At 40.5% G+C, this 15,004-nt stretch carries 13 protein-coding genes and 1 pseudogene; 9 read left to right on the top strand and 5 right to left on the bottom strand.

Going from position 1 to position 15,004, the window contains the following annotated elements; translation table 11 throughout:
* Positions 1-30: 30 nt before the first annotated feature.
* Complete coding sequence (locus MP213Fo_RS00240; RefSeq protein ID WP_421089710.1) at positions 31-294, bottom strand: DUF982 domain-containing protein; 264 nt, start codon at positions 292-294, stop codon at positions 31-33.
* A gap of 472 nt (positions 295-766) precedes the next feature.
* Here MP213Fo_RS00240 and MP213Fo_RS00235 point away from each other — a divergent pair, with 472 nt between their 5' ends.
* A complete protein-coding gene (locus tag MP213Fo_RS00235) occupies positions 767-1,417 on the top strand; it encodes a pentapeptide repeat-containing protein (protein WP_421089709.1) in 651 nt (216 codons plus the stop codon).
* 72 nt (positions 1,418-1,489) lie between these two features.
* Here MP213Fo_RS00235 and MP213Fo_RS00230 read toward each other — a convergent pair whose 3' ends face one another.
* Positions 1,490-1,699, bottom strand: coding sequence for a cold-shock protein (locus MP213Fo_RS00230; RefSeq protein WP_421089708.1), 210 nt, complete (start codon positions 1,697-1,699; stop codon positions 1,490-1,492).
* A 601-nt stretch (positions 1,700-2,300) separates the two neighbouring features.
* Here MP213Fo_RS00230 and MP213Fo_RS00225 point away from each other — a divergent pair.
* Genes MP213Fo_RS00225 through rfbD form a run of 5 tightly spaced genes read left to right on the top strand, consistent with a single transcriptional unit; the run spans position 2,301 to position 6,666 of the window.
* Positions 2,301-3,233 carry a glycosyltransferase family 2 protein gene (locus MP213Fo_RS00225; RefSeq protein ID WP_421089707.1) on the top strand — a complete coding sequence of 311 codons (933 nt, stop codon included), beginning with the start codon at positions 2,301-2,303 and terminating at the stop codon, positions 3,231-3,233.
* 23 nt (positions 3,234-3,256) lie between these two features.
* Positions 3,257-4,135, top strand: a complete 879-nt coding sequence (gene rfbA / locus MP213Fo_RS00220; RefSeq protein ID WP_421089706.1) for a glucose-1-phosphate thymidylyltransferase RfbA — start codon at positions 3,257-3,259, stop codon at positions 4,133-4,135.
* Positions 4,135-4,689 carry a dTDP-4-dehydrorhamnose 3,5-epimerase gene (gene rfbC, locus MP213Fo_RS00215; protein ID WP_421089705.1) on the top strand — a complete coding sequence of 185 codons (555 nt, stop codon included), beginning with the start codon at positions 4,135-4,137 and terminating at the stop codon, positions 4,687-4,689. Before rfbA ends, rfbC begins: the two co-directional genes overlap by 1 nt.
* A 16-nt stretch (positions 4,690-4,705) precedes the next feature.
* Positions 4,706-5,764: a dTDP-glucose 4,6-dehydratase gene (rfbB, locus tag MP213Fo_RS00210; RefSeq protein WP_421089704.1), complete on the top strand. Its 1,059-nt coding sequence runs from the start codon at positions 4,706-4,708 to the stop codon at positions 5,762-5,764.
* 2 nt (positions 5,765-5,766) lie between these two features.
* Positions 5,767-6,666, top strand: a complete 900-nt coding sequence (rfbD, locus tag MP213Fo_RS00205) for a dTDP-4-dehydrorhamnose reductase (RefSeq protein ID WP_421089703.1) — start codon at positions 5,767-5,769, stop codon at positions 6,664-6,666.
* Positions 6,667-6,740: 74 nt separating this feature from the next.
* Here the strand turns inward: rfbD and MP213Fo_RS00200 are convergent, their stop codons facing one another.
* On the bottom strand, positions 6,741-7,481 hold the full coding sequence (locus tag MP213Fo_RS00200) for an ABC transporter ATP-binding protein (protein WP_421089702.1): 741 nt from the start codon (positions 7,479-7,481) through the stop codon (positions 6,741-6,743).
* A gap of 3 nt (positions 7,482-7,484) precedes the next feature.
* Positions 7,485-8,336, bottom strand: coding sequence for an ABC transporter permease (locus MP213Fo_RS00195; RefSeq protein ID WP_421089701.1), 852 nt, complete (start codon positions 8,334-8,336; stop codon positions 7,485-7,487).
* A 778-nt stretch (positions 8,337-9,114) separates the two neighbouring features.
* Between MP213Fo_RS00195 and MP213Fo_RS00190 the strand changes: the two genes are divergently transcribed.
* Positions 9,115-10,803: a methyltransferase type 11 gene (locus MP213Fo_RS00190; RefSeq protein ID WP_421089700.1), complete on the top strand. Its 1,689-nt coding sequence runs from the start codon at positions 9,115-9,117 to the stop codon at positions 10,801-10,803.
* Between the two features lie 286 nt (positions 10,804-11,089).
* Here MP213Fo_RS00190 and MP213Fo_RS00185 read toward each other — a convergent pair.
* Positions 11,090-12,041: pseudogene (locus tag MP213Fo_RS00185) on the bottom strand (IS3 family transposase); the annotation flags it as partial.
* 609 nt (positions 12,042-12,650) lie between these two features.
* Here MP213Fo_RS00185 and MP213Fo_RS00180 point away from each other — a divergent pair.
* Together MP213Fo_RS00180 and MP213Fo_RS00175 are read left to right on the top strand one after the other, a co-directional pair.
* Positions 12,651-13,526 carry a glycosyltransferase gene (locus tag MP213Fo_RS00180; RefSeq protein WP_421089699.1) on the top strand — a complete coding sequence of 292 codons (876 nt, stop codon included), beginning with the start codon at positions 12,651-12,653 and terminating at the stop codon, positions 13,524-13,526.
* Between the two features lie 246 nt (positions 13,527-13,772).
* Positions 13,773-14,993: a hypothetical protein gene (locus MP213Fo_RS00175; protein ID WP_421089698.1), complete on the top strand. Its 1,221-nt coding sequence runs from the start codon at positions 13,773-13,775 to the stop codon at positions 14,991-14,993.
* Positions 14,994-15,004: the final 11 nt, after the last annotated feature.

Raw genomic sequence — 15,004 nt, 5'->3', positions numbered from 1 at the left:
TCAGACCAATATCATAAGGCCTGCATAATTTCAGACCGCTCCGCCCACCCGTTCAAACGAATAAGGTAGCTCTGCTTCGTGTAGTGCATGGATAAATATTTTCATCAAATGGTTTGAGCTCGCTTTACTATAATAAGATTGCGAAAGTCCGCAAACGGCGGCTGTATAGGCAGCGCCGTGCGCAACCGGCCAATGACACAATAAAAAAACAGATAAATCTTCCCAACCGGATATTTTATGTATCCGGCCATATTCAGTTTCAACAAATATTGAAAAACTCCAACCCTCTGCCATGCTATTCTCATAGTTATTGAGGTTATTACTTATGATAACTCATTATTGAATAATAAAAAAGCATATAATTCATGATTAATATAGGGAACTATTTTGCAGTATATATAAATTTTCTTTTATGACATTTTTACAAAAAAATAAAATTAATGGCGATAAAAATATAGCGTTATATTAGTATGATTTACCACAACCACGTCGCGATCATTTTACTTATGGGCCGTCACTCAGCTTGATATAAATTGCGAAACAAAAAATTGATATTCGCTCACTGGTGACGAGGCTTTATTTATGGTGTATGCGAGAGCTTAACAAATAGGTGAAAAATGTTGTTACAAGCAGTATTTTTGATTCAGGGCATTATCGCTTTCGGTTTGGCCGGTTGTGCAATTTTTATTGTGCTCAATCGAAAGCGCCCCAAGGATCAATAAAATACCTGGTCAGCTGTTATTAGCACCGGGCTATGGAAAATATTATGATCAATGCGGAAAGTCTTAAAGTTCAACTCTTAGCTGGAATCCGCACCTTCACCGGCTTGTCATGTGATACGCTTGACCTCACGGATATTGACCTGTCGGATTGCATATTTAATGAATGCATATTGACCGGGTGTAATTTTAAAGCCGCAACTCTCTCAGATGTACAGTTTAATAAATGTCGTTTAGCGAGCGGAAATTTTCAGGGTACAGATGCCAGTGCTGCCCAATTTCATCACTCGGATCTATCGAATACCCGCTGGCTAAGATCGAACCTTAACGGCAGTAAATTTACGCATTCAAAACTAACCGGGGCAGATTTTAGCGATTGCAGCCTGATTGGCACTGCATTTGAAGAAAGCCGGCTCGTTGCCGCATTCTTACCTGCAGCCTCATTTCGGAATAAAACCCTTAACAATCTGGACTTTAGTGAAGCTGACCTGCGTGATTGCGATTTTCGCAATGCAATTTTTCAGGATTGCAGCTTGCGTGGCGCATCACTGCGGTTATGTAAATTTAAAGGCGCAGACTTACGAGGTTGCGATCTTGGTAGCCTGTCATTTCATGATGCCGCTGCCCTTAAAGGGGCGATCATTTCAAAAGCTCAAGCAACCGATATACTTAAAGGCATCGGTTTGCTGGTTTTATAATCCGTGAATAGCATTTTAATAAAGAAAAAGGCCGGGATATACCCGGCCTTTTTCATAGGAAACATAAAATTCTTATGCAGCCTGAAGGTTGTCAGCAGCATTTTTGCCTGAACGCTGATCACGAACGAGATCAAAGCTAACTTTCTGGCCTTCTACAAGAGTGCGCATACCGGCACGCTCAACAGCAGAGATGTGGACAAATACATCTGTCGAGCCATCATCTGGCTGGATAAATCCAAAGCCCTTGGTTTCATTGAAAAATTTTACAGTACCGGTAGCCATTAAGTTTTCCTTTGTCGAAATTTAATTCTAACCCGGTCGCTGAATTTTGATCGGGTCATTATCATTATAGTTCAAATGATGCGCGATGCCTACCGACTATTATAATATTTTAGATTATATTTTAAAGAAAATATTTTCTGGACGTTTTGTGCCCGTATTATTGTCGCCACACATGTAGAACGATGCCCATAAACATTACCCTCTTCCAGCAAAAAAATTACAATGAAACAATATATAGTAGAAAATTAAAGTATTAATACACTTAAAAAAGAACAATTGATTTATTAAGTCCAGCCACACATGTAATTTTTTGTTTTAAATTTGATTATCAAAATCAAACAAAAACATATAAATCAATATAGATGTGCGGAATAAATTCCTACCTCATTATAAAAAACATTAAACAACCAAGAACATCGAGCCTACAACCCGATAAGAGCTCAATCGACAGCTATGAAGCAAAATGCGCTGTCGTGAAAATGTAACAATATTGGCGTAATGGGAGTGTTAACTACAGAAGTGAACTATGTCATTGGGCTGAAAATAAAAAATATTTTCACTTGATCAAACTGCATATGACAACATTTTTATGAGCGTGCCATTGCAAACCGAAAAAGTAACCATTCTCCTTGCCACATATAATGGTGCTCAGTTCATTGACGAACAACTCATGTCAATTGCTAACCAGACATGGCCAAATATTGATATAATGGTCAGTGACGATGGCTCATCTGACACCACGACAGATAAAATAGAGCAATGGAGCCGCAAATGGACAAAGGGATCTTTCCAAACTCTTTGCGGCCCACAAAAAGGATATTCAGAAAACTTCAGGCATTTAATAATAAATTTGAATAAAAATACTAGTTATGTTGCTTTTTGTGATCAGGATGATGTTTGGTATAAAGATAAAATAAGCAACGCTATAGAAAAAATTATATCTGATGGAGAAATATCTCCCTTATTATATTGCAGTAGAACAAGATTGATTGATTGTACCGGTAAAGTTATTGGTCTTTCTCGGTTGTATACAAAAAACCCATCATTCGAAAATGCTTTGACACAGAGTTTAGCAGGTGGAAACACGATTGTTTTAAATGCTCCTGCTTTCAAACTGGTTTTACAAAGTGCTTTATTAACCTCTTTTTTCAGTCATGACTGGTGGTGTTACCAGCTGATTACCGGATCAGGTGGCCGTATAATTTATGATGCAACGCCTCAATTGGATTATCGGCAACATCATCAAAATATCTTTGGAAAAAACACTGGTATTCTCGCGCTTTACAGAAGAGCTTTAGGTGTACTGAGTGGTAAATATTCAAGCTGGGTTATTGATAACCTCAACACCCTCGAAAAGTGCAGAAATATATTATCAAGTAAAAACATAGCTTTAGTAGAAAACTTTCAAACTGAGCGTAAGCGCGGTGGCATAATATGCGCCAGATTTCTATTCCGTAATAAAATACAGCGGCAAACGCTCATGGCTACGTTTGGCCTATATTTATCAGCCCTCATTGGGAAACTGTCAGCATAAAAGCATGGCATAAGGAGAGTGAAATGAAGGGCATAATATTAGCAGGCGGCAGTGGTACCCGATTATTCCCTTTAACATTAGCGGTCTCAAAACAAATATTGCCTGTTTATGATAAACCAATGATTTATTACCCTTTAACTACGCTGATGCTCGCCGGTATACGCGAAATTCTGATTATCTCAACGCCACGCGACTTGCCTGTTTTTCAAGATCTCTTAGGAGACGGGTCCAATTTTGGCATTTCCATTTCTTACGCAGAACAAGCACATCCCAACGGTCTTGCCGAGGCGTTTATTATTGGCCGCGCATTTATTGGTACAGGGTCGGTCGCAATGATTCTGGGAGATAACATTTATTACGGCGTGGATTTACCCGCCCTTTGCACGCAAGCCGCTCAACAAGAGAATGGAGCAACTGTATTTGCCTATCATGTTGATGATCCGGAACGATATGGTGTTGTCGAGTTCGATCCTGAAACCAGAGTGGCAATTTCAATTGAGGAAAAGCCAGTTGCGCCGAAGTCGAACTGGGCCGTAACCGGATTGTATTTTTATGACAACACAATCATTGATATTGCCGCTAATATCAAACCGTCTGATCGCGGTGAATTAGAAATCACTGCAGTAAACAATATTTATCTCGAAAAAAAACAGCTGCGTGTTCAACGATTGGGTCGTGGCTATGCATGGCTGGATACAGGAACTCATACCAGCCTTCATGAAGCCTCGTCTTTTGTAAGAACAATTGAACATAGGCAAGGCATGAAAATTGCGTGTCCTGAAGAGATTGGTTTTGAATTCGGCTGGCTCAGTGCCGATCAGGTTCTACACAGAGCGGCTTCGCTTGGGAAAACCGAATATGCAGATTATCTCAAACGGCGGGTAACGCTGGGAGCACGTTAATGGTTGTTGTAAACAAGCTTGACATTGATGGTGTTAAAGAAATTATTCCGGAGCGTTTTGGGGATGATCGCGGCTATTTTTCAGAGACTTACAATCAGGAAAAACTATCTGCACATAATATTCATATCGATTTCGTACAGGATAACCAATCATATTCAGCACGCAAAGGGGTTTTGCGCGGGTTGCATTATCAGCTGGAACCTTATGCGCAAGACAAGCTTGTGCGTGTCATACAAGGCAGTATTTTTGATGTGGCAGTCGATATCCGCCGCGCATCGCCTAGTTTTGGTAAATGGGTCGCCCTTGAGTTGAGTGCTGTAAAAGGTAATCAGATTTTGGTTCCAAAAGGCTTCGCGCATGGCTTTGTGACGTTAGAAGAACATACGATTGTTGCTTATAAAGTGAGCGGATATTATGCCGCCCAATGTGATCGCAATATTCGCTATGATGACCCTGACATAGCCATAGAGTGGCCGAAATCAGACATAGAATTTCAGCTCTCCGCAAAAGATGCAGTTGCACCCTATTTCAAGAATGCACAGATTTTTGATTGAACAGGATATATCGAATATGAAAATATTAGTTACCGGAGGAGCGGGCTTCATCGGATCTGCAGTATGCCGCCTGCTCGTTAAAAACCCTGAGACAACGGTCATTAATGTCGACAAACTGACCTATGCCGGTAACCTGCAATCACTGCGCGCTATTGAAAACGCACCTAACTACAAGCATTACTGTACAGATATTTGTGACGAAGACGGCATCCTGACGATCCTGAGAGATGAAAATATCAACAGCGTGATGCATCTCGCAGCAGAGAGCCATGTTGACAGATCTATAAACGGCCCAGCTGCATTTATTGAAACAAATGTCGTGGGTACGTTTCGTATGTTAAGTGCATCGCTAACCTATTGGCGTGGATTAACGGATGCAAAAAAAGAAGAATTTCGCTTTCACCATGTGTCAACCGACGAAGTGTTTGGCGACCTGCCCTTTGATACGAGTATGTTTACAGAGACTACAGCATATGCTCCGTCATCACCCTACTCTGCATCCAAGGCTGCATCAGATCATTTTGTTCGTGCATGGCATAAAACCTATGGCCTGCCTGTGGTTTTGTCGAACTGCTCTAATAATTACGGGCCGTTTCACTTTCCTGAGAAACTTATCCCTCTGATTATAATCAACGCGTTGCATGAGCGGCCACTGCCCATCTATGGAGATGGTGGCAATGTGAGAGACTGGCTTTTTGTCGAAGATCACGCAAAGGCTCTCGAGGTGGTTTTAAAACAGGGCCGCAGTGGTGAAAGCTACAATATTGGCGGATATGAAGAGAAAACTAATCTGTCTGTCGTCGAAACAATTTGCAAAATCCTTGATGAAAAAAGACCCCGTTCTAACGGTCAAAAATACGCAGAACTTATAACATACATTGCTGATCGCCCTGGCCATGATCGGCGCTATGCGATTGACGCGAGTAAAATAAAATCTGAACTTGGCTGGCTCCCAAAAGAAAGTTTTAATTCGGGCATTGATAAAACAATCACATGGTACCTGGATAATACTTGGTGGTGGCAACCCCTTTACGAAAAATCCAATGAAAATAATCGATTAAGTCAGGCTAAATAAATATGAGAATTTTAGTCACGGGAAATCACGGGCAGCTCGTAAGCAGCCTGATCGCTTTGGCTAACAGCGAAATTCAAGTAATTGCATTAGGCAGACCAGAGTTGGATCTTGTCGCCTCGCCGCGCACAATTTGTACCGCAATAGCCTTTGAAAAACCTGACATTATTATATCAGCCGCAGCATATACTGCAGTTGATAAGGCTGAAGACGAGCCAGAACGCGCTTATGCAATCAATGCTAACGGGGCTCAGGCTATTGCCCAAGCGGCAGAAACATTAGGCATTCCGGTGATTCATATATCCACTGATTATGTATTTGACGGTGAAAAAACAGGATATTATTCAGAAAGTGACACCCCTGCTCCCCGTAGTGTTTATGGCGCGAGTAAGCTTGAAGGTGAGCGACTGGTTGCTGAGACCGCCACACGGCATATTATTTTACGGACGGCCTGGGTCTATAGCCCGTATGGCAATAATTTTTTGAAAACCATGTTAAGGCTTGGGCCGGATCGACACGAGATCAGCGTGGTCTCTGATCAATACGGAAATCCAACCTCAGCAGCCAATATTGCTTCATCAATCATACATATTTGCACTAGAATCTTGAGTGGAGAGTTTCATGACTGGGGCATCTATCATTTGGTAGATGGGTCTGAAGCATCTTGGAGTGAATGGGCAGAGTATATTTTCGAATGTGCTGGAATGGCTGTAAGGATAATCCCTATTAAAGCTGAAGAATATCCTTCAAAAGCCACAAGGCCCTACAATTCCAGACTTTCCACTGATAAACTAAACCGCGTATTCTCTCTTGAGGCATCGGATTGGAAATTATCGACTAAAATTGTAGTCGATCAAGTCTTGAATATAAATTCAGACAATATCTATGGTGATACAACTCAATAACTATTTTTTGTATAAACATCATTCCGGATAATACGCTTTATTCGGAATGATGTTTTTTTATTAATCTACCCCTGCTATCCGAAATATGCAGACAAAACAGCATCAGGCATACCATCCATTTTAACGCGGCCGTGTTCCAGCCAAATTATTCGATTGCAATTTTGCATCAACAATTCTTTTGAATGGCTTGCAAGTACCAGTATTTTTGTTGAGTCTACCAAATTTTGCATACGTGCATTTGCACGTTCTTTAAAATCTTCATCGCCGGTAGACAGCCACTCATCTAAAATTAATATTTCGGGCCGCACTGCCGTAGAAGTCGCAAAAGCCAATCTGAGCTGCATGCCAGAAGAATACGTTCTAAAAGGCATATCCAGAAATTCGCCTAAGCCGGAAAACTCTGAGATTTCTTCGAGATTTTCTATAATTTCAGAAGGGCTCATGCCCATCATGGCTGATCTCAGTTTAATATTTTCTCTGCCTGTTGCATCAGGATCTATGCCGAGATTGATGTTAATTAAAGACACACAGTTACCACGAATAACGCAATGGCCCTGCGTTGGTGTGTAGATGCCTCCCAGCACTCGCAGCAAGGTTGTTTTGCCTGAACCATTATGGCCTATCAACCCCACCCGATCACCCTCTTTAAACGTGAGGTTCAAAGCATCCAGACCCCGAATAATGACAAGCCGATCAGTTCGCCGTTCGATCTTGCCGCCGGTTGCGATGCTAAGAACTCGATTCTTTAACGATCGGCTACTCGTATTATAAATGGGAAATTCAACACTAACATTTTGAAGATGAATGATACTCATTTTCTATAACCAATACGCTACACGCCAGCGGTATTTACCGAAGAAGACGATTGTTAGGAGCCATCCGATAATCATAAAACCAAGTGTCACAGCCCAGTTTAGCATTGTTGGCGCAGTGCCAAATAAAGGTGCCCTCACCAGCTCTACAAAATGATAAAAAGGGTTCCAGTTAATAAAGTCTCTGGACACATGATCCGGCAGCACCTTTACCATCCACATGATCGGTGTCGCATAGAACATCACCTGTAAAATATTAGTCACAACCTGTGTCATATCTCTAAAGCGAGCGCAGATAATAGCTAGCAACAACATAACCCAAGCCAAATTAATACATAAAATTATAAAGCCCGGTACAATCCAAATTAGGTTAAAATTAATCGATCCACCAAAAGTAATAAGAACAATTGGAAATATAACGATGTTATGAGCAAATATAATTATGTTTCTCCAAAGAGCTCTTAATATATGTGTAAATAGCGGCATTCTTACTTGCAATATAATTCCATCTGAAGAGCTAAAGGATGTACAGCCTTCAGTCAAACTAGTGGAAATAAAACTCCACGTAATAACGCCAGCACATAAATAAGGTAGAAATTCAGCTAAATTGGACTGAAAAATTGTCCCAAAAATCGCTCCCAGTGCTGTCACAAATACAGCCATATTGAGTGTTAGCCAAAAAGCACCAACGCGGGAACGACGATATCTTTGGGCAACATCCTGCCAGCCAAAAATTAAAGCTAAACGATATTTTGATAGCGCACTACCTATGTCTTGTAGAGAGACCGAAACGCCGCTTTTAGGCTTCATAAGTAATTCGATAGAGTGAATATTTTTATCGAATACATCATTGCTCATATGCGTTTCCAGCTCATCGCTAATATAGCTATTACAGACAATTTTTATAACGAACTCAAGCCTGATTCCAACTCATTATATTTCATCAATATGACTTTTATAAAACACATTATAAATGATGTGAGGAAATAATGGGCGATGGTCATGCAACCTATTTAAACTGAATTCACGCTCAATTATGCTGACACAATCATTGGTTTTACGTTTTTAAGTAAGCCCTTGGTGCAATCAGCATTGATTAAAATCAGACCACTATTTACAATTTATAATATGTAATATTCAGAGGGTTACTTCGTCTATCTATACATAAATATTATATTATAACATATTTAAAAGTGTCACAAAATTAATAAAATAAGTACTTACAATTAACTTCAAGAGATAAAAATATTTATGGGTAATAGGTGAAGTAAAAGGTTTAATTTGAGGCCTTGTCTAGCTTTAAATGGAAGTCGTTACAACGCTAGGTCCCTGGTCTGGGGTGGTTGCAAATTATCTTATGCCGCAGTCGCGCTTTGCCGTGATACAAACATATATGCACTTGGATTTAGTGTTCATGCGTTTCGGGAGGAAATATCAAACAACACTAATCCTTTAATCTCCTACACGGCAATGAGCTCCGCCTCTTGTAATTAAAGGCCTCTCTTATTTAGGGTCTGCAAATTGAAAGAAAATCGAGCTAGAAAAACGACGTGATGCCGCTTTAGCGAACCACCAAGCTGAAATAAGCAGCGCTAAGAGCTTAACTAATGAAATATTGAATAAATATGGAATGAAAATGAATAAAGGTTTTAGCCTGGTAACACGAGTGCGCAATGCAATCCGGTATTTAGGTCGTGGCGATATTAAGGGGCTAATTCAACGCCTGAAATTTTATCGCCGCGAGCGCATGTTGAGCGAAGTACATAGCAGCCTCTCGGCTGTCGACGGTGCATTATGGGGAATTATTACTACTCCGCACACAGTTTTTGTCGCAAAAACCATTCAAGAAAGACTTTCGGCTCGTGGTATTGCTTCCGAAATTTTAATGAGTACACCTAAAGGAGTGCCCCATAATATATATATTGTACTTTGTGCTCAAATGTTCGACATTTTGCCTCCGCCAGAACGGCGCATTATATTTCAGCTTGAACAATCCGTTAGTTCCAGATGGTTTACTAAAGCCTATTTAAATGCACTCAAAAACTCTTTGGCAGTATTGGAATATTCTCTAGATAACATTCAGTATTTGGCTGATAAGGACATAAAATACCCCCATGTTACTTATTTACCTATAGGAACATCAATAATACCACCTGAAACTGTTGCGCTGGATGAAAAAAAGTATGATTTTATATTCTACGGGGACAGCCTTAGTTCAAAGCGTCGTAGAAAAATGCTAAAAGCATTAGAAGAAAATTTCAGAGTTAAGATTTGCAATGATTTATTTGGCGATGAAATGGCTCAGCTCATTCGTCAAGCCCATGCTGTCGTTAATATTCATTATTACGAAAATGCATTGCTGGAAATGCCCCGTATACAAGAATGTATTTCATTGGGAGTTCCCATCCTTTCTGAAAGCTCAGCAGATCAAAACAACTATCCTGAATTAGGTGGCGCTGTGGCTTTTTTTCAAGAAGGCTCGATAGACAGTATGCTGAAAGCTGCAGCGAATATGATTAATCATATTGCTGATTACTCAGATGAAGTAATGAAATCAGCATCTAGCTCTTCTCATAGATTTACATTTATGTTCGATCGTTTTTTAGTTTCTCTTGGTGTTTTACCGGCAACAGCAATTTTTGACGCTCCAATATATCTTGAAAAAAACAGCGACTTTATTGGCCTCTCTCTTCCTGAAACAATCGACAGGCGCAAAGTGTTTATTGAAAATAAACCAGCCAATTGCGCTGTTTTTGATGGTGTGAGAAATATTAAAGGCTGGATTGGTTGTGGCTCAAGTTTTAGTGCTTTAGCACGTTACGCGCTCGCGCAAAATTTAGACCACATAACAATTATTGAGGATGACGCGCTACTTCCTGAGGATTTTCACGAGAAAATTAATATTGTAAAAAAATACCTTAAATCCAATCAATGTGATTGGGATATATTTTCCGGCATGATGGCTTCTGTTCATGAAAGCGCTGAAGTTAGTAATGTTGAAGTATATGAAGGGCTAACATTTGTCACTATAAACAGAATGACAAGCACCGTATGCAATGTTTATAGTAAAAATGCACTATCTATTCTGTCTGAATGGGACCCCATGGATTTGAATGTTGATAGGAATACAATAGATAGGTATATTGAAAATAACAATGAAATCCGTATTGTTGTTGTTTTGCCATTTATTGCCGGCCACCGTGAAGAGCTTGAATCAACATTATGGGGATTTAATAATGTCAGATATGCTCCCATGATTGCTCAATCTGAATTACGTATTCAGCATTTGGCAGAGCAATGGAAACATAATGTAAAATCTCAATAATATTATTAAACATAAAACTTAATATCTCAGATTTATTATAGGATATTCGTAAAACCACGTAATATGTTTATATGTAGGGTGCACAATAGATTTATAAATTAAACCTTTATTACCTGACAGGTGTTGTTTCCAAACCCCGCTTCGCTCACTTTGATCATAATAAACATTTTATTTCTGCCCGTACTATCGGGCGTTCGGTTGAAGTTTAAGCCTGCGCAGATCTATTATTGAACTTCCCAGAATTAGTGGAAATTTCCTGCTTTAGTTTTCGCGTTGCCATCACACATGAGATTAACGTTTTATATAGTAAGGCGGAATGTCTGCGAATGGGATTATAAAAGCCATTTAATCTTCGAAGATTGTAACCTCGACATCCCGCCTTGTTTGGCAGTGTCTGCGCTAAATCAACTCTGCCTTTAATGATTTAAAGAAGCTTTCTACTGCCGAGTTATCGAAATAATTACCTTTCCCGCTCATAGATGGCAGCAAGATAGACCCATCCCTCTCTGGTCCAAACATAAGTGTTATCGCCTGCCCATTTCTGGTTGGTTGAGCCTGCAATAAAGCCTCGCTTCAAGAGGTTTGGTGCGATGTTGAAGATATGATGACTATCCGTTGTCCGTTTGAATTTGCGCGTTTGAAGAGTAGTAATGTTATTTTGATAAATCAAACGCCCGACCCGACGCTGCCCGACCTGTAAACCCAGTGCTTCAACTCTTCTGTCATACGTGGCCGAATATCACTCCCCAAGCACAACCGATGCTGCTCATATATGTGCTAGAAGTATAAGATCGTGACGCTCGCGCAGTGATGGAGACCGGCGATTCCATGCGCGGAAACCACGATCTGTTACGCCCATCAAACGGCATAAGCGTGAACGTGAGAGCTACGATAATCCGCAATGAACTAAAATCTCATAGCTTTCGTGCCGCGAAAAATATTGCAGCGTTCCGCCGGGTAATCGATTCACTGGATTGATTACATTTCCAGATTCAATTCAATACTTCTTTCTCCTCCCGAAGGATGCGGTTCTCTTTGCGTAAATCTTCATTCTCACGCAGAAGATCAGCATCTTGGGTAGGCACCTTGGTTTCATAGGAAACCCACGCGATCCATTTTCCAAGTGCGGAAAGCCCAATACTTAAATCTGCCGCAACTTGACGGCGCATCAAACCCCTTGTGAGTGTAATGCTAACCGCATCGCGCTTAAACTCATCACTATGCTTTAATAACCGTATAGGGTCACCTTGATGAACAATATGCTCTCAAAAAGATCGGCACGAAACCGAAGCAAGTTCATTTGGCTGATCATAGTGTACGTAAGAAACTTGCAACGAACATCGTTGAGAATGCGGCGACAGATCTAATGCCAGAAGGTGTTTTGGGCTAAAAGGACATTAAAACATCCAAAGCGTATACCAAAAATGCACAGCGCTCTAAGCTGGCAAGGCAGGCCGTTTCAAAGATAAATTGGGGAGATTTCGGAAACATACTGCCACGCCCAAATTTGGGTAAGGAATTCTGCGATAAATCCGATAAAAATAAATAAGATATTTCAATATCTTAAACTGCCCAAATATGGCAGTTGGAAACTCGCCCGTAGAGATACTCTCTCAGCATAACAAACGATTAAAGCGCCCTCACCCCGTTTCGTCCCGCTTTGAAAACATTATAAAATTATCGTATTGCGCCCTCACCATAATGTACTAATGTAATAATTTATTACTGTCATTAAAGTGATTCAAAATGTACATATATATGTTAGTCGTCTTTGCTTTCGAGAGAACGGCTAATCAAGTGCATACGCACTGACATATGATTACGTAAGTGTTAGGGCCCTATTTTTAATGATCCAACAAAGTCACAATCTTTCAGTTCTGATGTCGACCTATAAAAATGACAATCCGGACTTTTTAAGAAAAGCACTTAAAAGCCTATCAGCACAGACGCTGAAAGCTTGTGAAGTAGTGCTTGTTGAAGATGGGGCATTAAATCCTTCGCTTGAGGCTGTTATAGAGCAGTATCGTGAAGCGCTAAATATCAAGTCTGTAAAACTAGCTAAGAACATGGGCCTAGGTACGGCGTTAGCGGTCGGGCTTAATAATTGCTCAGCACCGCTTGTGGCCCGCATGGATACTGATGATATCGCTGTTTCAGGGCGCTTCCAAAAGCAGTATGAGTTCCTAGTTAATAATCCCAACGTGACCGTTCTAGGTGGACATATTGCCGAATTTGATCAGAATCCGTACGACCCCGTTGGCAACCGAACTACAAAACTGAAGCATGATGCGATTGTGAAAGCGGCATGGCTACGCAATCCGTTCAATCACATGACAGTTATGTTTAGAAAAGATGCCATTATCAAAGCCGGAAACTATCAAGATGTTCCTTCGTTTGAAGACTATGATCTTTGGCTTCGCGTTATATCTGCTGGATATGAATGTCAGAATTTGGATGAAGTTCTGGTATATGCCCGCATCGGTAATGGCTTACTTGAACGTCGCTCCGGCTGGAAATACATTACTGCAGAATTTAATGCCGTGCGAGGCTTTCGAAGATATAAAGTAATACCAAAGTGCGCCTTATTCTTAAACTTAACCAGCAGGTTTGCCATTCGCATATTACCCAAGAATGTTATTCAATTTGCTTATAACAGTCTCCGGGCCAAGCCAAGCGAACATGCAAAATCTAAACACGCTTCACTCGCCATCACACCAAAATAAAACCAGTTTTGATCTAGAGGCTCATTTCTCTAAATCAATAATCTGTGCCGCATAGAATATTCCTCTAGTAAATTGCTTCTACAGGTTAATCTTATCGATTTTATGACAGGCCCAGCTAAATAAGGCGTCTTTAACGTGACTTGTAAAATCTTAATAATTACACAGCCCTCAAACCTTATGTTAATGCCGCTGCCTCTATCCCCCAGAAGCGATTTTCCTGTTTTAAGTCATTGGAGGATATAGCCGGTGCAACTTAGTAAAAGCTATACGCTTTTAAAATATCTCAATCGAAAACATCATCGCTTAGAACGCAACTTTCTAGCCGCTATAGGCTGGGTTGGTACCTTAGTGTGTACGCGCTCCAAAGTTTTAGCTACTGGAATTTCTAAAGATTTTCGTGACGATCGTTTTGATTTGGCTTTTCGCAAAGCGGCGAGGCATGCTCGCTTGTTTTGGCCAAAGCTTGAATTGATCCATATCCCGTTTTTTGACTTTACATTAAACACGACTGTTGCTGAGCGTGAGATTATGGCCAATAAAGTCAGGAAAATCGAGCTTAAAGAACGCAAGTTAGATCAACTCACTGACCTGCTCTATATCGTGGCAAAAGATATTCATTTCGGCATTGCACAAGGAATTTGTGTAAATGGGCTAATGGATGAGTTTTACACTAATGCCAATCAGGCACTTAAAATTCTACCTAAAGTGTCGCCAGGATCCCCGAAATCCAGCAATGGCATTACGGGTGACTTTCAAAAACAAGATGCCGTATTAGCATTACAGGAAATATCTGAGATACTCCCTTTAACAAAATGGCCCTGGTTTATAATGTCTGGCACATTTTTAGGCCAGCATCGCGAGGGCGGCTTTTTAAAGCATGATTATGATATTGATTTAGGGATTCATGCTGAGGATATTGACCTTGCTGAGCTAATGCAGCTCTTAAAATCACAGTCAAAATTTGCAATTCAAAAAGTCGACACCAGCATAGAAGTACTTCGGGACAAGAATGGGCAACCTTCCTTAGACGAACGTGTCTCAATTATTAAAATCATTCATTCAAACGGGATACCGATTGATATCTTCATACACTATACGCAAAATAATATTTGCTGGCATGGTTCGGTTATTCACCGTTGGGAAAACAGCCCCTTTGGACTAGTCAGAACCGAGCTCGAAGGCGTTAGTGTAAACAGCCCGGACAACCCTGATATTTACCTGAGCGAAAATTACGGCGACTGGAAAACTCCAGTGACAGATTTTGACTGTACTACAGGGACACCAAATTTAACATTCTCTAGAAATTTCAAATCTTTAGCCCTCTGCATAAAGCGTCTTGCATATTATGCCGCTCATGATAATCAGCAAGCTAAAAAGCTGCTTAACACATTACTAAATACTGGAGTGCTTACTCGCAGTTTAGGAGAAGAGGGTAAAACTCAACTATCCTTAGAATTGAAGCTATGAGGAAAGCATAC

It is taken from the genome of Pseudochrobactrum mosebachae (assembly GCF_048914685.1).
In the GTDB taxonomy this organism is placed as follows: Bacteria; Pseudomonadota; Alphaproteobacteria; order Rhizobiales; family Rhizobiaceae; genus Pseudochrobactrum.
This window is presented reverse-complemented; position numbering and strand designations above follow the sequence as displayed.

Excerpts from the sequence above, each read along its gene's own strand:
- MP213Fo_RS00240 (WP_421089710.1), bottom strand. The coding sequence starts at position 294 with ATGGCAGAGGGTTGGAGTTTTTCAATATTTGTTGAAACTGAATATGGC.
- MP213Fo_RS00235 (WP_421089709.1), top strand. The coding sequence starts at position 767 with ATGATCAATGCGGAAAGTCTTAAAGTTCAACTCTTAGCTGGAATCCGC.
- MP213Fo_RS00230 (WP_421089708.1), bottom strand. The coding sequence starts at position 1,699 with ATGGCTACCGGTACTGTAAAATTTTTCAATGAAACCAAGGGCTTTGGA.
- rfbA (WP_421089706.1), top strand. The coding sequence starts at position 3,257 with ATGAAGGGCATAATATTAGCAGGCGGCAGTGGTACCCGATTATTCCCT.
- rfbC (WP_421089705.1), top strand. The coding sequence starts at position 4,135 with ATGGTTGTTGTAAACAAGCTTGACATTGATGGTGTTAAAGAAATTATT.
- rfbB (WP_421089704.1), top strand. The coding sequence starts at position 4,706 with ATGAAAATATTAGTTACCGGAGGAGCGGGCTTCATCGGATCTGCAGTA.
- rfbD (WP_421089703.1), top strand. The coding sequence starts at position 5,767 with ATGAGAATTTTAGTCACGGGAAATCACGGGCAGCTCGTAAGCAGCCTG.
- MP213Fo_RS00200 (WP_421089702.1), bottom strand. The coding sequence starts at position 7,481 with ATGAGTATCATTCATCTTCAAAATGTTAGTGTTGAATTTCCCATTTAT.
- MP213Fo_RS00195 (WP_421089701.1), bottom strand. The coding sequence starts at position 8,336 with ATGAGCAATGATGTATTCGATAAAAATATTCACTCTATCGAATTACTT.
- MP213Fo_RS00190 (WP_421089700.1), top strand. The coding sequence starts at position 9,115 with ATGAATAAAGGTTTTAGCCTGGTAACACGAGTGCGCAATGCAATCCGG.
- MP213Fo_RS00180 (WP_421089699.1), top strand. The coding sequence starts at position 12,651 with ATGATCCAACAAAGTCACAATCTTTCAGTTCTGATGTCGACCTATAAA.